Source organism: Chryseobacterium limigenitum (genome assembly GCF_900114875.1).
GTDB lineage: Bacteria > Bacteroidota > Bacteroidia > Flavobacteriales > Weeksellaceae > Chryseobacterium > Chryseobacterium limigenitum.
Genome location: NZ_FPKW01000019.1, coordinates 17,063 through 33,121, shown reverse-complemented (window position 1 = coordinate 33,121; position 16,059 = coordinate 17,063). Strand labels below are relative to the sequence as shown.

The 16,059-nt window shown below is 34.5% G+C and carries 16 protein-coding genes; 8 read left to right on the top strand and 8 right to left on the bottom strand.

Going from position 1 to position 16,059, the window contains the following annotated elements; genetic code table 11:
• The 3 genes from BT156_RS17840 to BT156_RS17830 all read left to right on the top strand — a co-directional run bounded on the left by BT156_RS17840 (nucleotide 1) and on the right by BT156_RS17830 (nucleotide 3,138).
• Nucleotides 1–759 (top strand): T9SS type A sorting domain-containing protein, encoded by a 759-nt coding sequence (locus tag BT156_RS17840; protein ID WP_072412182.1) that lies wholly within the window; start codon nucleotides 1–3, stop codon nucleotides 757–759.
• Nucleotides 760–884: 125 nt separating this feature from the next.
• Nucleotides 885–1,742 (top strand): GNAT family N-acetyltransferase, encoded by an 858-nt coding sequence (locus tag BT156_RS17835; RefSeq protein WP_072412181.1) that lies wholly within the window; start codon nucleotides 885–887, stop codon nucleotides 1,740–1,742.
• A gap of 112 nt (nucleotides 1,743–1,854) precedes the next feature.
• Entirely contained in the window at nucleotides 1,855–3,138 is a 1,284-nt protein-coding gene (locus BT156_RS17830; RefSeq protein WP_072412180.1) for an alkaline phosphatase family protein, read from the top strand.
• Nucleotides 3,139–3,242: 104 nt separating this feature from the next.
• Here the strand turns inward: BT156_RS17830 and BT156_RS17825 are convergent, their stop codons facing one another.
• The gene (locus BT156_RS17825) at nucleotides 3,243–4,127 is read right to left on the bottom strand and encodes an NAD(P)H-binding protein (protein WP_072412179.1); all 885 of its coding nucleotides are present in this window, start codon (nucleotides 4,125–4,127) and stop codon (nucleotides 3,243–3,245) included.
• A gap of 80 nt (nucleotides 4,128–4,207) precedes the next feature.
• Here BT156_RS17825 and BT156_RS17820 point away from each other — a divergent pair, with 80 nt between their 5' ends.
• Nucleotides 4,208–4,576 (top strand): winged helix-turn-helix transcriptional regulator, encoded by a 369-nt coding sequence (locus tag BT156_RS17820; protein ID WP_072412178.1) that lies wholly within the window; start codon nucleotides 4,208–4,210, stop codon nucleotides 4,574–4,576.
• A 200-nt stretch (nucleotides 4,577–4,776) separates the two neighbouring features.
• On the opposite strand, the gene BT156_RS17815 is transcribed toward BT156_RS17820, so the two are convergent.
• Nucleotides 4,777–5,829, bottom strand: a complete 1,053-nt coding sequence (locus BT156_RS17815) for an NAD(P)-dependent alcohol dehydrogenase (protein ID WP_072412177.1) — start codon at nucleotides 5,827–5,829, stop codon at nucleotides 4,777–4,779.
• Nucleotides 5,830–5,997: 168 nt separating this feature from the next.
• Between BT156_RS17815 and BT156_RS17810 the strand changes: the two genes are divergently transcribed.
• Nucleotides 5,998–6,900 carry a helix-turn-helix domain-containing protein gene (locus BT156_RS17810; RefSeq protein ID WP_072412242.1) on the top strand — a complete coding sequence of 301 codons (903 nt, stop codon included), beginning with the start codon at nucleotides 5,998–6,000 and terminating at the stop codon, nucleotides 6,898–6,900.
• Between the two features lie 345 nt (nucleotides 6,901–7,245).
• Nucleotides 7,246–8,586 (top strand): carboxylesterase family protein, encoded by a 1,341-nt coding sequence (locus BT156_RS17805; protein WP_072412176.1) that lies wholly within the window; start codon nucleotides 7,246–7,248, stop codon nucleotides 8,584–8,586.
• Between the two features lie 142 nt (nucleotides 8,587–8,728).
• Here BT156_RS17805 and BT156_RS17800 read toward each other — a convergent pair whose 3' ends face one another.
• The 6 genes from BT156_RS17800 to lpxK form a co-directional block, all read right to left on the bottom strand.
• Nucleotides 8,729–10,201, bottom strand: coding sequence for an alpha-amylase (locus BT156_RS17800; RefSeq protein ID WP_072412174.1), 1,473 nt, complete (start codon nucleotides 10,199–10,201; stop codon nucleotides 8,729–8,731).
• Between the two features lie 42 nt (nucleotides 10,202–10,243).
• On the bottom strand, nucleotides 10,244–11,341 hold the full coding sequence (gene dinB / locus BT156_RS17795; protein WP_072412172.1) for a DNA polymerase IV: 1,098 nt from the start codon (nucleotides 11,339–11,341) through the stop codon (nucleotides 10,244–10,246).
• Nucleotides 11,342–11,383: 42 nt separating this feature from the next.
• On the bottom strand, nucleotides 11,384–11,842 hold the full coding sequence (locus BT156_RS17790) for a GNAT family N-acetyltransferase (protein WP_072412170.1): 459 nt from the start codon (nucleotides 11,840–11,842) through the stop codon (nucleotides 11,384–11,386).
• Nucleotides 11,843–12,361, bottom strand: coding sequence for a TlpA family protein disulfide reductase (locus tag BT156_RS17785; protein ID WP_072412168.1), 519 nt, complete (start codon nucleotides 12,359–12,361; stop codon nucleotides 11,843–11,845).
• 104 nt (nucleotides 12,362–12,465) lie between these two features.
• Complete coding sequence (locus BT156_RS17780; protein WP_072412166.1) at nucleotides 12,466–13,281, bottom strand: purine-nucleoside phosphorylase; 816 nt, start codon at nucleotides 13,279–13,281, stop codon at nucleotides 12,466–12,468.
• Complete coding sequence (lpxK, locus tag BT156_RS17775) at nucleotides 13,268–14,290, bottom strand: tetraacyldisaccharide 4'-kinase (protein WP_072412164.1); 1,023 nt, start codon at nucleotides 14,288–14,290, stop codon at nucleotides 13,268–13,270. Before lpxK ends, BT156_RS17780 begins: the two co-directional genes overlap by 14 nt.
• 130 nt (nucleotides 14,291–14,420) lie before the next feature.
• Here lpxK and truA point away from each other — a divergent pair, with 130 nt between their 5' ends.
• Nucleotides 14,421–15,155: a tRNA pseudouridine(38-40) synthase TruA gene (gene truA, locus BT156_RS17770; protein ID WP_072412162.1), complete on the top strand. Its 735-nt coding sequence runs from the start codon at nucleotides 14,421–14,423 to the stop codon at nucleotides 15,153–15,155.
• A 25-nt stretch (nucleotides 15,156–15,180) separates the two neighbouring features.
• The gene (locus BT156_RS17765; protein ID WP_072412239.1) at nucleotides 15,181–15,522 is read left to right on the top strand and encodes a hypothetical protein; all 342 of its coding nucleotides are present in this window, start codon (nucleotides 15,181–15,183) and stop codon (nucleotides 15,520–15,522) included.
• Nucleotides 15,523–16,059: the final 537 nt, after the last annotated feature.

Here is a 16,059-nt window from a genome sequence, read left to right as displayed (position 1 = left end):
ATGAAAAAAGTTTTACTCACATTAAGTTTAGCTCTTGCAAGCGCTGTAGGAGCACAGTTTAGTTCTGGGACAGTGAGTCTCGGATCTACAGGAATGACTGTAAAGTTGGATACTTCACCAACTTTAGTTACAATTACACTTACAGGTGCAGATACTTCCTATTTAGGAATTGGTTTTGGCAATGTTGGTGAGGGTATGCAAAGTGGAAAAGATGGATTTATTTATAATTCCACTGCGAATAGAGATTATACTTTTGCAAATGTTGGTGTAACACCTAATGCAGATGCTACACAAGATTGGACACAAACATCCAACACTACATCAGGAGGAATAAGGACGGTTGTTGCTACAAGATCACTATCTGGTGGAGCTGGAGATAATGCAATTGCCAACTCAGCTGGAAACATTAATATTTTTTTCGCGAAGGGGCCAACAACAGATTTATTAAGTGGCTATCACGGTGGTGGAAACAGAGGATATGTATCGTTAAATATGACTGCAACTTTAGGAACCAACGATTTGGCTCTGGAAAGTAAGAAAATTGTTCTTTACCCAAATCCTGCAAAGGAAACCGTAAATTTCAAAAATGCAGACAAAATTAAATCTATTGATATTTACGAATCAACAGGAAGAAAAATAAAATCTGTAAAAATAGACGGAGAAAATATTAACGTAGCTGATCTAAAAGCAGGAAGTTATTATTTTGAAATTAAATTGAAAGATGGAACTTTATCTTATGAGAAATTAATTAAAGAATAAGTAAAAAAGCATGATATTTTTTGAACACCTCTAAATTTTAGAGGTGTTTTTTATGGGAGATAAATTCAAAATAATATCAATATCTTTTTAATCCCATAATTTTAATATTTAACAAAACAATATAAATGGAATTTAAAAACCTTGAAAATATTGATATACAGGATGTTTTGTCAGTATTTAATACTTCTTTTTCTGATTATCTGGTTCCTTTTCACTTAACATTAGATCAGCTCAAATCAAAAATAGTTACTGAAAAAGTTGACATGAGCATTTCTGTAGGAAGCTTTGATTCAGGCAAATTGGTATCTTTTATTCTTAATGCTGAAAAAATAGAGGATGGGCAACGGATTGTGTATAATGCCGGAACAGGAATAATTCCCGAACACCGAGGAAAAGGATTAGTCAGAAAAATGTATGACTATATTCTCCCGATATTACAAAATAGAAAAGCATGTATTTTAACGTTGGAAGTGCTCGAAAAAAATGAAGCCGCCATAAGAGCTTATACCAATTTAGGTTTTAATATTACCCGAAAATTGCTTTGTTTTAAAGGAAATGTTGAACTTACAGAAAGAGATTCTAATGTTTTAATACAAGAGATGAGTAGCTTTCAATGGGAAAAATTCAGATCTTTCTGGGATATTGAACCATCGTGGCAAAATTCTGTTATGGTAATTGAACAAATGGGTAAAGACTGTAAAATTCTAGGTGCCTATAAAGAGGATGAAGTCGTAGGGTATACTATTTATAATCCTGCAACAAGAAAAATACAACAAATTGCTGTTGATAAAAGCTTCAGAAAAAAGGGGATTGGCAACAAGCTTCTTAGTAAGATAAAACAGATGAGTGAAGGGCAAGCGATATCTATAAATAATGTTGATGATTCTTCTGAAAATACTTGCCGTTTTCTTACCTCGATAGGTCTGGAAAATTGGGTGTCACAATTTGAAATGAGTTATAAGATCCAATCTTCAGCATTCTAGATCAGTTTAAAATTAAAGGACAGTATAGAATATAATAAGGTTTAATATTTTTTTAACGACCTAAACTTTCATCTAAGATTTTGACATAGTAACTTTGCCGAAAATTTTTATAATGAAGAGAGGATTACAATTTTTTATGCTTTTGATGTCATTAACAGTATTTGCTCAAAAAGTACCTGTTGATACTGCTCAAATAGTTATTCCGAATCGACATAATACGGTGGATGCACAAACGAAACCTTACGTAATCATGATCTCTACAGACGGTTTTCGATATGATTATGCTAAAAAATATAATGCAGAAAATCTTTTAAAATATTCAAACGGAGGCGTTCAGGCAAAGGCAATGATTCCAAGTTATCCAAGTATCACTTTTCCGAATCACTGGAGTTTAATTACCGGGTTATATCCTTCTCACCACGGTTTGATCGATAACTTTTTTTATGATTATAAAAGAAAGGAAGCATATGCAATGAGTGATAAAAAAAATGCAGAAGATGGAAGTTGGTACGGTGGAACTCCACTTTGGGGATTGGCTGAAAAGCAGGGAATGATTTCAGCTTCTTTAATGTGGGTAGGGTCAGCGAGTGATGCAGGTGGAAAAAGACCAACCTATTATTATCCTTATCACGAAAAATTTACCCCTTCTGAAAAGGTGGATAAAGTTGTTAATTGGTTGAAACTACCAATGGATAAAAGGCCGCATTTTATTTCACTATATTTCCCTGAAGTGGACGGAAGCGGACATCATTTTGGACCAGAAGCTAAAGAAACGGAAGATGCTGTTCATTTAATTGATAAAGCAATTGGAGAGTTGGTTCAAAAAGTAAATGATTTAGGATTGAAAAACGTCAACTTCATCTTTGTTTCAGATCATGGGATGATAAAAGTTGATGGTGGAACTCCGCTTGAAATTCCTGCATTACTTTTCGATAAAAGCAGATTTGATTTTTATAATTCTCAAACATTATTGAGAGTGGTAGTGAAGAATCCTTCCGAAGTTAAAGCTGTTTATAAAGAATTGAAAGGCAATAAAACGGATGATTATGAAGTTTATTTAGATAAAAAACTGCCTAAATATCTCCATTTTGGAACTAAAGATGATCAATACAACAGAATCGGACAAATTCTTCTGATTCCGAAAGCTCCTAAGATATTTCTAGAGAAAGGCAAGAAAACAGCGGTTGGAAAACATGGCTATAATCCAAGGCTTGTTCCTGAAATGAAAGCGACTTTCTTTGCTTGGGGACCTGAATTTAAGAATGATGTTGTGATCGATGAGTTTTCAAATGTAAATGTTTATCCTTTAGTTGCTGAAATTTTAGGGTTAAAAATCACCCAACCCATCGATGGAAAATTTAAAGTATTGAAAGAGACTTTGAAGGATAAAAAGTAATTTTTAGGCCAGAATTAAATCTAAAATTTTGATAAAAATAAAGTTTCGGCGAGCCAAAGGCTCGCCGAAACTTGTTTATAAGAAATGAATCAGAGAAAAAATTATTAAGAATTAAACTTAGCAGCAAACTCCTTCGCAAATTCCTCCAACTTAATTCCTCCATCAACAGGAGAATCATGCTCAATAAAATCCTTTTGAACGACTCCCGTTCTTACGCCTCTTCCCATTTCAGCATACAGTTCAGCCATTTCTTGTGGAAGACCTGCCTGAAGCATTCCATTTAGAGAATCTTCATCTTTAAATTCAATCCAAGGTAGTTCCGGTTTTCCGATGGCAGTTCCAAAAACTTTAGCAAAATCAGAGGCTGGACGAACATCACTTACAATATATCTTACATTTTTACCTTCAGAATTTTTCACTAATTCTTCTGCGGCAGCTTTGGCAATATCAGCGGGATGAACTAATGGAATACTTGTATTTTCAGGATAATTGGCGCCAATAATTCCTGCATTCTGAACTAACGGAATATCATTAAAAAAGTTAATGTAAAAATATCCGGCTCTCAAAAATGTTACATCTGTATTATCTAAATTGCTATAGAGTTTTTCAATATGATGGAGTCCTTTTATTGGTCCTGTTTCTACTGGTGATTCAACACCGATACTGCTCAGCATAACAACTTTTTTAATACCTGTTTTTGAAATAGCTTCGGCATAATTTTTTCCTGCATTAATGGTATTTTCAACAATATTTACTCCACCCATATTTGGAGGAGTCATTAAAAATGCTGCATCTGCATTTTCGAAAGATTTAACTAAGAAATCTAGGTCTGTAATAGAGCCGATGGCTGCTTTTGCTCCAAGAGATTCAATTTCACTTTTTTTAGATTCGTTGCTGCTGATTACAGTGATATCGTGACCTTCTGCAATTAATTGTTGAGCTAATGGTTTTGCTACATTTCCTAGTGAACCAGTGATTACAATTTTCATAATAAATATTTTTTTATTTCTGAGAACAAAGGTATATTTGTACTTACTTTTATACAAGTACTTACCCTAAAGTATGTATTATGACGGCCATTAAAGAAAGCTCAACCATTCAGCAAAATAAAAAATATGCACTCGATCTTTGTCCGGTAACCTATGTTATGGAAAAAATCGGTGGATTTTGGAAACCTATTATTTTATACCATCTTTCAAACGGAGATAAAAGGTATAGCGAACTGAAACGCTGTATTCCAGCAGTTACAGAAAAGATGTTAATTCAGCATCTAAAACAATTGGAAACAGACGGATTGGTAATCAGAACAGCTAAACCGGTCATTCCTCCTCATGTAACCTATGGGTTGAGTGAGTCTGGGAAAGGATTAATCCCTGTCATCTATCAAATGGCAGAATGGGCTTTTAAAGATATGGATGGAAAATATAAATGTGAATAATTGTAGTTCTGCGGATATTTAAAAATCAATAGGAACGGGATTTAACCCATTTTAAAAATTAAAATAATCAAACCAGACTTTAGTCAAAACCTAAAATAGCCGTATTTCTTTCTTAAAAAAAGCTTTTTCTGCCTTTGCAATAAAGAAAACAAAAAAGACTCCCAAAAATGAGAGCCTTAGTTGAATTATATAAGAAAATCTTACAAAGATTTCATATCAATTACGAAACGGTATCTTACATCGCTTTTCAACATTCTTTCATAAGCTTCGTTGATATCTTGCATGTTGATCATTTCGATTTCAGAAACGATATTATGCTCACCACAGAAATCAAGCATTTCCTGAGTTTCAGCTATTCCACCGATCACAGAACCAGCAACAGATTTTCTTCCTAAAATCATCGGAACGGTATTCAAAATAGGTTCCAAACCTCCTAAGTATCCAACTAAAACAAGCGTTCCGCTGATATTTAAAGTAGTAACATAAGGATTTACATCGTGTACATAAGGAACAGTATCGATAATCACATCAAATTTACCTTTCACAGAATCCATTTGAGTATCATCTGTAGAAATTACAACATGATCAGCTCCTAATTGCTTAGCATCATCAGTTTTCCCCGGAGTTCTTGAGAATAAAGTAACTTCAGCACCTAAACCTTTTGCTAATTTAATTGCCATGTGACCTAAACCTCCAAGACCTACAACAGCTACTTTAGAACCCGGACCAACGTTCCAGTGCTTTAATGGAGACCAAGTGGTGATTCCTGCGCAAAGAAGCGGAGCAACTGCTGCAAGATCTAAATTTTCAGGCACTTTTAAAACGTGATCAGCATCTACAACCACTTTTTGAGAATATCCTCCGAAAGTATGACCTCCCAAATGCTTATCTTTTCCGTTGTAAGTTCCTGTAAATCCGTTTAAACAATATTGTTCAAGATCTTGTTTACAGCTGTCGCAATGTCCGCAAGAATCTACGATACATCCTACACCTGCCAAATCTCCCACTTTAAATTTAGAAACATCGCTTCCTACTTTTGTAATTCTACCTACAATTTCGTGCCCCGGAACTGCCGGATACATCGTTCCGCCCCAGTCGTTTCTTGCTGTATGAAGGTCAGAGTGACAAACGCCGCAATATAGAATATCAATTTCTACATCGTTTGGTGTTGTGTCTCTTCTTTCAATATTCATTTCTTTTAAATCTGCTGTCGTAGACTCTGCTGCGAAAGCTTTTACTGTGAATGTGCTCATTTGATTTATTTAAGTTTTAATTTTAAATGCTAATTTCCCGACTACAAATGTCTCAACTTTTGTCTCAACCTGACTTATATAAATTACGGAAATACTTACCAATTTTACAGTTGTAATCAAATGTACAATTTAAAACAGTAATTTTGAATAAGATTAAAAATGGAATTCATGGAAGATCAAGAGGTTGAAATCTACAATAGTGTTTCGGAATATAATAAAATGGCCAATCAGGAAACCTTACATCCATTGGTAAGTGTGGTTGATTTTTCAAAATCAGATCCTATTAGCCAGCACAAAAGATCGTTTGGTTTTTATACCGTTTTTTTGAAGGATGTCATGTGTGGAGACATGTTTTACGGTAAAAATAGTTACGACTATCAGGAAGGAACCTTGGTTTTCATTGCGCCAGGCCAAACCTATGGAATTTACAATAAAGGAAAGCAGATTCAGCCCGCAGGTTTTGCCCTGATATTTCATCCGGATCTCATTAAAGGAACCAATTTAGGGAAGAATATAAAGGATTATTCATTTTTTTCTTATGACGTTCATGAAGCATTACATTTATCTGAAAAGGAGCGTGAGATTATTTTAGAATGTTTTAAAAACATCAAACTCGAATTAGAACAATCAATCGATAAACACAGTAAGTCATTAATTGTTAATAATATTGAATTGTTTTTAAATTATTGTATGCGTTTTTATGATCGTCAGTTTATTACGAGAGATCATATCAATCAGGGAGTTATCGGTAAGTTTGAAAATCTTTTGGATGAATATTTAAAATCTGATAAACCTAAAAATTTCGGTTTTCCGATGGTTAATTATTTTGCCGAACAGCTTAATCTTTCAGCAAACTATTTTGGAGATATTATTAAAAAAGAATTGGGAATTTCAGCTCAGGAGCTTATCCATAATAAATTGATTGATGTTGCAAAAGAACAAATCTTTAATCCAGAAAAATCAATCAGCGAAATTTCTTATGATCTTGGTTTTAAATATCCACAGCATTTCACAAGATTATTCAAAACTAAAGTCGGCGTTTCTCCAAGTGAGTATAAAACGTTGAACTAAGTTTTTTAAAACACTAATTTCACTAATATTTTTTCACAAATAACACCAATTCTCATTAGTGAATGTTTGTGTTATATCTAATCTTTAAATTTTTAGCATTCTTAGTTGAGTGAAACGCCTTTGCGAACTTAAAATATTCTCAATATTAATAAAAAACTTTGCGCTCTTTGCGTTAAAATAAAACATTCAAATAAAAATTTTTAAACACAATTCTTATTTGTGAAAACTAGTGTTTAAAAATTTGTGACATTTGCGTTAAAACTATTTAAATAAAAAAACAAAATTTGTAAATTGTAGTTGAAATACAGCTTAAAGTCTATTGCTTCTGCTTAAAGCCAACATCAAATGACAACACAACAAAATATTGGAACTCACACTTTTCATTCCTCTTTTGGGCAAATTTTAGCTGTAAAAGAAAATGGTATTTTAAAAGCCAAAAGTATTCGGTATGCACATTCTGAGAGGTTTCAAAAGCCTGTTCCTGAAAAACCATCAGATTTGGAAATTACCTTTCCGGAAAGGACTCCTGTTTGTCCGCAGAATATAAGTCCATTATTAGAAAAGTTGATCGCGAAAATTGATCTCGATCTTTTTGATGTTGAAGAATCAACGCAATATTTATCAATTTATCGACCTGAAAATATTAATCAAAATGAAAAATTACCGGTTATCGTTTGGATTCATGGCGGATCTTATGAAATCGGTTGTGGTGATTTGTCAACCGCTGATCCTACGGATTGGGTAAAAGAACAGAACATTATTATTGTAACAGTTTCTTACCGTTTAGGGTTTTTCGGTTTCTTAGGCGGAAGTGAAAAAAGACCAGCCAATTTAGGATTATTTGATATAATTGAAGCCTTAAAATGGGTTAAAACATATATCAGTGATTTCGGTGGCGATGCTGAAAATATTACTCTTTTAGGGCAGTCTTCCGGTGGTGATGCTATTGCTCATCTAATGATTTCTGATGGTATAGAAAATTTATTTCAACGAGTAATTATTCAAAGTGCGCCTTTGGGATTGAGAAATAACCGTCAAAAAATGCTCGATGAGTTTTTAGAAAAAACAGACAGATTTACAGCCGAAACAGATCTTTTAGAGATCATAGAAAATTATAAAAGCTTTGTCCCGTCTTTCTTTAAATATGGATTAAAAGCAGCCATGCCTTTCGGAGCTCAATATGGTTTTCCGCCTTTATGCAACGAGGATGAATCCATTAAGAAATGGAAAGAAAATGCTAAAAAGTATGATGTCCTGATTGGTTTAAATGATGACGAAACTTCATTTTATCTGAAAGCTTCGAACCCGATGAATAAATATCTCAATCAAGGTTTTGGAAAAAAAATTATCAATAAAGCGATTCAGGCAACAACAGAAATTATCTATGGAAAACCCGCTCAGGCTTTTGCTGAAAATTATGCTGATGCTGGAGGCAATATTTATGTATTCAGAATTCATTCCCGATTGATCAATAATTTTTTCGGGGCTGCTCATGCATTTGATCTTCCTTTATTATTTGGAAATGAAAATGCCTGGAAATATTCAGGCTTATTAAAAGACGTTCCCTGGAAATATATTCATGAGAATGGGAAGAAATTAAGAGCACTTTGGGCAGAATTTGCCCGAAAAGGAAATATATCGGAATCCTCTGAAAAGCCTTCTGTGCTGGAACTCCGAAAAGTTTAGTTTTATTATTTTTAATATAAAGTTTGTCATTCCGTAGGAATCCATACCAAATTTTTAGAGATTGAATTATAAAATCTTTGCTTAGATTCCTACGGAATGACAAACGTTCTGCACATATCTTGCAACGCATTTAGTTAAAAAATTATTCAGGAATCCAGACACTCACATTCCCTGCCGGAACAGGAAAGTTTCCGAATCCGTTTTCATCTATGGTTACTTTTTCTTCAGATCTTCCCAGAAAATCGTAAAAGATTTGTCCAATATATTTTTCGCCCATTTCCATCGGTTTATTATAGGCTTCTTTATTACTCAGAACTACGGCACAGCCTTGGTGTTCATCATCACCTTCACGTATCCATCCCAGACAATTGGCATCTTCAAAATAATCTTTTTGAACGCCGTAAGCATGGTCTTTTCTGGCTTTCAGTAATTCTTCAATGCCATCAATTTTATTTAAGAATATTTCCTGATCATTTCCTTCTTTATCTTTATCGATGTAATGAGCGCCGAATAAATCGGGGTAAAAAATGCACGGATAACCGTTTTCTCTCAATAAAATCAGGGCATAGGCAAGAGGTTTGAACCATTCATCAACTGGAGCTTCCAGATCCTGTAAAGGTTGCGTGTCATGATTATCGACAAGACTTACCGAATGAAGCGGATCAGCCTGAGTAAGCGTTTCATCAAAGATTCTTCTCAAATCATAATTGCCGCCTTCTTTGGATGCAGTGTGGAAATTATTTTGTAATGAACTGTCGAATAAGCTCATAGCACCTTCCGTAACTTCAATATATTTTTGAAGTAAGGCTAAATATCCCGGAGCCCAATATTCACCGACTGCAAAGATATTCTTGCCGGAATTGGAACGGAGTAGGGTGAGCCATTCTTTATAAAAATCAAAAGAAATATGTTTTAAGGCATCAAGTCTTACACCATCAAAATCAGTTTGATCAAAATACCATTTTGCCCATGTATTAAGCTCTTCGCGGACGTGTGGATTGCGATGTTCAACATCATTATACATCAGATAATCGTAATTTCCTTTTTCATCATCGATCATTTCTTCCCAGTCGTTTCCATATTCAGATTGTATTTTGAAAATATGGGAATCCATTCCTTCAGCAAAATCAACACCGCTGAAACAGGTGAAATTCCATTCAAAATCAGAGTATTTTTTTCCCCTTCCCGGAAACGTAAATTTGGTATAGGATTCTATTTCAATAATATCAGAAATTATTTTTTCTCTGTTATTTTCGTCAACTTTTACTGCTTTGAATTTTTCCAGTTCGTCACCGCCGGCTTTATGACCCAGCACAATATCAACAATGATCTGGATATTTTGCTTTTTTAAAGCTTTAATGGCTTTAGTGTATTCGTCTTTTGTTCCGTATTTTGTTTTAACAGTTCCTTTTTGGTCGAATTCACCTAAGTCAAATATATCATATGCATCATAACCGACCGAGTAGCCGCCATTTGTTCCTTTATATGCGGGAGGAAACCAAACTGATGTAATTCCTAATTCTGATAAGTAGTTGGCCTGTTTTTCTGCTTCTTTCCATAATTTTCCGTCTCCTTCCGAGTACCAATGGAAAAACTGAATCATCGTTTGGTTCATGTAGTGTAAATTTGGTCAATACAAGTTAGTGAAAATTATTCACTATTGATTTTCAAATTCCTGAAACGGGATTTTTAGTTGAACGGAAACCTGCTTTTTTTCTTCTGTGTTAAGATGAGAAAGAGATAATCCTAACAATCGGACGGCCTTATCAAATGGGCGAAGTTCCCAAAGTCTTTTTGATGTTTTAAAATATTCTTCGGATGAAGTAAAGTATTCTTCTTTTGTAAAGCTTCTTGTAAATAATGAGAAATCTTTATATTTAATTTTTAAGGTTAAAGATCTTCCGAGAATATTATTTTTCTGTAGTCTCTGATGAAGTTCTGCGCTTAAACTTTCTAATTTTTCATTGATTTGCTGTTCATCAAACAAATCTTCAAAAAATGTTCTTTCTACAGCAACACTTTTCTGAATACGATGAGGCTTTACTTCAGAAGTATGAATTCCGCGAACAACATTATAGTAGTATCCGCCGGATTTACCGAACATTCTTGTAAGATCTTCGACGGACCTTTTCTTTAAATCTTTTCCTTTATAAATACCTAAACTAAACATTTTGTTAGCAGTAACTTTCCCTACGCCGTAAAATTTTTCGACAGGTAATTCCTCAAGGAAAGCTTCAATTTTATCGGGATGAATGGTTTTTTGTCCGTTTGGTTTATTAATATCTGAAGCAACTTTAGCTAAAAATTTATTGATTGAAATACCCGCAGAAGCGGTAAGCCCTGTTTCGTCAAATATTTTCTGGCGAATCTCTTTCGCAATCTGATTGGCAGATTCTATTCCTTTTTTATTTTCGGTAACGTCGAGATATGCTTCATCTAAAGATAATGGCTCAACCAAATCGGTATATTCATGAAATATTTCCCGAATTTTTTTTGAAATTTCTTTATACCGCGCAAAATGAGGTGGGACGAAAATCAGATGCGGACATTTTTCCTTTGCAGTTTTACTGGGCATTGCAGAACGCACCCCGAATTTCCTTGCTTCATAGCTGGCCGCAGAAACGACACCACGATGTTCACCACCTACAGCAATGGGTTTTCCTCTTAATGCTGGATTATCATATTGCTCCACGGAAGCATAGAATGCATCCATATCAACATGAATAATTTTGCGAAGGGGAAAAGGAAAATCCATATCGCAAAGATATGGATTCATTTATTTTTAATGATCGAATTATTATGATTTCAATCTCATTGTAAGGAGCAGAGGTTCAAAACCTGCTTTTTCATAGGCTTTTACGGCAGATTCGTTTTGATCATAAACATCCAGCCTGATTTCTGAGATACCTTTTTCTTTTGACCAGCTGATCAGTTCATCAAGGATCAGTTTATTAATACCTTTTCCTCTGTGTTCAGGTTTTACATACATAAACCCCAAATAAGCATACCTGTCAAAATTGGAATAACTATTTTCGGGTTTCCTGATTTTTGAATATCCCGAAGCCAAAATTTCATTATTTTCTTCCACTATGAGTACAGTGGAATCTTCCGACTGCATTAGAATGAGCAGGTCATAATAATGGATTTCTCCATCAATAAAAGTGCTGTTAAATGGTCTTTCGGCAGAAACAATACCTTGTTCAAACTCTAAAAGGATCTCCAAATCCTGTTCTGTAGCTTCTCTTATAATCATCATTTATTTTAAAAGTTTATCAATTGTACTTTGAATTTCAGGATCTTCGGGAGAAATAGCATAATATTTTGCAATCGCAGATTTTTGATCAATCACCATATATCTTGGAATCCAGTTGAGGTCAACATAATTATTGAAATCATTTTTCCAACCGGAAGAGAACCAGTAATTTTCTTTATCCTTCATTTCAAATCTCTCAAGACTTTTATTAAATCCTTCTTTTGAGCGGTCTAATGAAAGGAATACAAAATCAATATTATTCTTGTTTTTTTCTTCTAATTCTTTAGCTTTTGGAAGCGCATTTAAACAATCTCTGCACCATCCTGCCCAGAAATCGATCACCAAGACTTTTCCTTTATGCTGATCAAGAATCTGTTGAATGGTAACGGTTTTACCTTCTTCATTTTCCAGTTTTTGATTTAAAGCTTCTTTAGAAAATTTAGTTTTAAGAACCGTTGGTATTTTTTGAGAACAGCTTAATCCAAAAACACCCATCATCAATAGTAGTAATAACTTTTTCATTTTTTCAATTACATTTAATGCAAATCTAAACAATGAAACGCAATTGGAGATTGGTTTCTTATTATTTAGCAAAAATTTAAGATATTGAGAATTTCTATGAATGCTTACTGATAGTTCTTTACCAAACCTTTTACTAAGGTAATCACATTAGGCATTGCTTTATTTGCAGCATTTAATACTTCTTCGTGAGACACGGCAAAAGCAATGTCCGGCCCGCCAAGATCTGTAATAATGGAAACACAGAAAACGTCCATTCCCATATGTTTGGCAACAATAACTTCTGGAACAGTGCTCATTCCGACCATATCGCCACCGATGGCTTTGATCATTCCGTATTCTGCCGGGGTTTCAAAAGTAGGACCTTGTAGAGCAACGTAAACTCCCTGTTGAAATTTAATATTATTTTCTGATGCAACCTTTTCTGCTACAGCGATCATTTTTTTATTGTAAGGTTCACTCATATCAACGAAACGAGGCCCGAAAGAATCTATATTTTTACCACGAAGCGGATGTTCGGGCATCATGTTGATATGATCTTTTACAATCACAACATCTGCAACACTAAAATTGGGATTTACACCACCGCAAGCGTTAGAAAGGATCAAATTTTTAATTCCTAATAAATGAAAAATTCTGATGGGAAAAGTGACTGTTTCTATAGAATGACCTTCATAATAGTGAAAACGGCCGCTCATCATCAATACTTTTTTGCCTTCCAGAATTCCGTAGATTAATTTTCCGCCATGACCTACAACAGTGGTTTGAGGAAAATTAGGAATGTCTTTGTATTCTAAAACATGAATAGCTTCCACTTCGTCCTGAAGTTTTCCTAATCCTGATCCTAAAACAATGGCAAAATCAGGTGTGTCCTGAATAATATTTTTAATGAAATCAGCGGTTTGCTTACTATTTTCTAACATAATCTAAGATGATTTGATTGAATTCCTCTTTTTTATCGATCACTACATTGATGGGCCAGTAGTAAACGATGTCTCTAAGATAATCAAAGGATTTCAAACGAACATAATCTTTCTCAGTTGTTAAGATCAATTTGTATTCACCTAATTTTTTATAATCAGCAATGATCTTTTTAATATCATCTTCAGAAAAATTATGATGATCTCTGAATTTTAAATGCTTTACTCGTTGTGAAAATTTGGCTAAATGTGCCAACAACGGCTTTGGATTGGCGATTCCTGTAATTAACAGAATATCATAATAATTAAGGTTGTTGTCGGGAAGCATTTTTTCTTTTCCGTACACATTTTCGTCATATCCGATGGATGAAAAGAATACTTTTTGGGTACGATCCGGTCTGATTCTGGAAATGTAATACTGCTTGGTTTCTTCCGTTAATTCATCAGGACATTTGCTGACCATAATGATGTCTGCTCTTTTATATCCCGCTCTTGATTCTCTCAAATCTCCGGCAGGAAGCAAGTGATCTTTAAAGAAAGGATCATTAAAATCGGTCATCAAAATATTAAATCCGGCCTTGATCGCTCTGTGCTGAAATGCATCATCCAAAACAAGAACGTCAAGATCCATATCTTCAATCACTTTTTTGGCTCCGGGAACTCTTTCTTCGGAAACTGCAATCACAAAACGGTTTTTGAAACGCTCAAATAACTGCATGGCTTCATCACCTACTGTTTTATAATTGCTGTCGTAGTTGGTTACGTCATAGCCTTTTGTCAATCTTCCATAACCGCGGGAAAGCACACCTGTTCTGTAATGTTTGGACAGGTATTGCGCAAGATACATCACCATTGGAGATTTTCCGCTTCCGCCCACAGAGAGGTTGCCGACATTGATTATCGGAGTCTTGAATTTCGTTGATTTAAAAATTCCCAGATCATACATCGTGTTTCGGATACCCGTTACCATGTGATAACCGAGGGAAAAAGGATAAAGGTACCATCTTTTCATACGTTTGCAAAAATAGGAATTTTCGTAGGGATTTTAGCCAATATGGTATGTACTTTTTCAATATTTATTTTGAAAAATGAGTTCATGATTATCATAAATTAAAGTATTTTTGTAGAGTTATTTTATTACATTGAGGTATTTTATAGAGTTTTCCTATAACGGTAAAAATTATTTCGGCTATCAAATCCAGCCGAATGCTATTTCTGTGCAGGAAGAATTGGAAAAGGCACTTTCCACGATTTTAAGAGAAGAAATTAAGACAACAGGCGCCGGACGTACAGATACAGGCGTTCATGCGAAGAAAATATTTGCGCATTTTGATACCGATCAGGTGCTGAGTGATCAGTTTTCACATCGATTAAACAGTTTTCTTCCCGCCGATATTTCCATCAAAAGAATTTTTGAGGTGAAGGATGATTTTCACGCCCGTTTTGATGCTACTTTCAGAACATATGAATATTATATCTCAATGGAGAAAAATCCGTTTACTCAAGATTCTGCGTGGCAGCACTGGAGAAGACCTTTAGATATTGATAAAATGAACGAAGCCTGTAAAATTTTATTTGAATATGAGGATTTTACAAGTTTTGCAAAGCTTCATACCGACAATAAAACCAATCTTTGTAAAATGTACAAAGCAGAATGGGAACAAAACGGAACGGAATTGAAATTCACTGTTTCTGCCAATCGTTTTCTGAGAAATATGGTACGGGCAATTGTTGGAACCATGGTAGAAATTGGTTCAGGAAAAATAAAACCTGAAGAGCTGCGAAATGTCATCGAAAATAAAAACCGAAATTCCGCCGGAACATCTGCTCCCGCACAAGGTTTATTTTTGGTGGATGTTGGGTATGATTTCAATTAAAATAAAACAAAAAAACACAAAACATATGATGTCAATAATTATTCTTGCAGCTGCTTACCGATATTACGCGGGACTTGCCGAAAAATTTGGTAAAACAAAATGGCATTTCGGTATTCTGGCCATTCTTATTTATTTGGGAGTTCAGTTTGGATTCGGGCTTTGTTTCGGAATGTTCAAGGAAATTACAAATCCAGGCTCTTTAGATGAAACAAGCGACAATACTTTTACTTTTGTAAATCTTATTGGCTGGCTGGTTGCTATTGCAGTCGTTTTTGGAGTGTATAAGCTTCTTGAACGAAGATTTCAAAAAGAGAGTTTTCAGAAACCTTCTTTGGAAATTGAAGAAATTGGGAATAAGGAATTATAATGCATATTGGTGGCTGAGGTTCTCGAGGCCACCATTCTGCTTTTTAATATTGAATGTGGCTTCGAGAGTTGGTCTCTTTTCTTATTTGATATGTTTACTGATGTTCCTTAAGTACCCCGTTGAGGTTCAAAATATATCCGTTGACGTTATAGAATCTAAAATTTGTGGTTCCTAACGTCAAATTTTAGGTCTGGGATGCCAAGGTTGATGATGTAGAACCTCGTTATTTAAGTAAATCACTCCGTAAGATATGCTTGCAGCCTCAAAATAGGAGTTCAGAATATGTCCTGTGGATTTCAAGACGTTAAAATTTCCATCTTGTTTGTCATCCCGGAGGGATCTGGACATGAATTTTTCCAAGTCTAATCTCCAAACCACGTGGGAATGAATGCTGTTTTATTTGAAAAAGCTTTATAGACACTTACAAAAATCATCTATATCATAAATAACAGCAATCTGAATTTTTCATCAGGAATTAGCCAAGTTGTAAAGGCAGACAAATTTTAAAGTCTTATTTTTGCAAAAGAATTTTATTTA

Bases quoted from the DNA above. Each gene is read 5' to 3' on its own strand.
- BT156_RS17840 (WP_072412182.1), top strand. From the start codon at position 1: ATGAAAAAAGTTTTACTCACATTAAGTTTAGCTCTTGCAAGCGCTGTA.
- BT156_RS17835 (WP_072412181.1), top strand. From the start codon at position 885: ATGGAATTTAAAAACCTTGAAAATATTGATATACAGGATGTTTTGTCA.
- BT156_RS17830 (WP_072412180.1), top strand. From the start codon at position 1,855: ATGAAGAGAGGATTACAATTTTTTATGCTTTTGATGTCATTAACAGTA.
- BT156_RS17825 (WP_072412179.1), bottom strand. From the start codon at position 4,127: ATGAAAATTGTAATCACTGGTTCACTAGGAAATGTAGCAAAACCATTA.
- BT156_RS17820 (WP_072412178.1), top strand. From the start codon at position 4,208: ATGACGGCCATTAAAGAAAGCTCAACCATTCAGCAAAATAAAAAATAT.
- BT156_RS17815 (WP_072412177.1), bottom strand. From the start codon at position 5,829: ATGAGCACATTCACAGTAAAAGCTTTCGCAGCAGAGTCTACGACAGCA.
- BT156_RS17810 (WP_072412242.1), top strand. From the start codon at position 5,998: ATGGAAGATCAAGAGGTTGAAATCTACAATAGTGTTTCGGAATATAAT.
- BT156_RS17805 (WP_072412176.1), top strand. From the start codon at position 7,246: ATGACAACACAACAAAATATTGGAACTCACACTTTTCATTCCTCTTTT.
- BT156_RS17800 (WP_072412174.1), bottom strand. From the start codon at position 10,201: ATGAACCAAACGATGATTCAGTTTTTCCATTGGTACTCGGAAGGAGAC.
- dinB (WP_072412172.1), bottom strand. From the start codon at position 11,341: ATGGATTTTCCTTTTCCCCTTCGCAAAATTATTCATGTTGATATGGAT.
- BT156_RS17790 (WP_072412170.1), bottom strand. From the start codon at position 11,842: ATGATGATTATAAGAGAAGCTACAGAACAGGATTTGGAGATCCTTTTA.
- BT156_RS17785 (WP_072412168.1), bottom strand. From the start codon at position 12,361: ATGAAAAAGTTATTACTACTATTGATGATGGGTGTTTTTGGATTAAGC.
- BT156_RS17780 (WP_072412166.1), bottom strand. From the start codon at position 13,281: ATGTTAGAAAATAGTAAGCAAACCGCTGATTTCATTAAAAATATTATT.
- lpxK (WP_072412164.1), bottom strand. From the start codon at position 14,290: ATGAAAAGATGGTACCTTTATCCTTTTTCCCTCGGTTATCACATGGTA.
- BT156_RS17765 (WP_072412239.1), top strand. From the start codon at position 15,181: ATGATGTCAATAATTATTCTTGCAGCTGCTTACCGATATTACGCGGGA.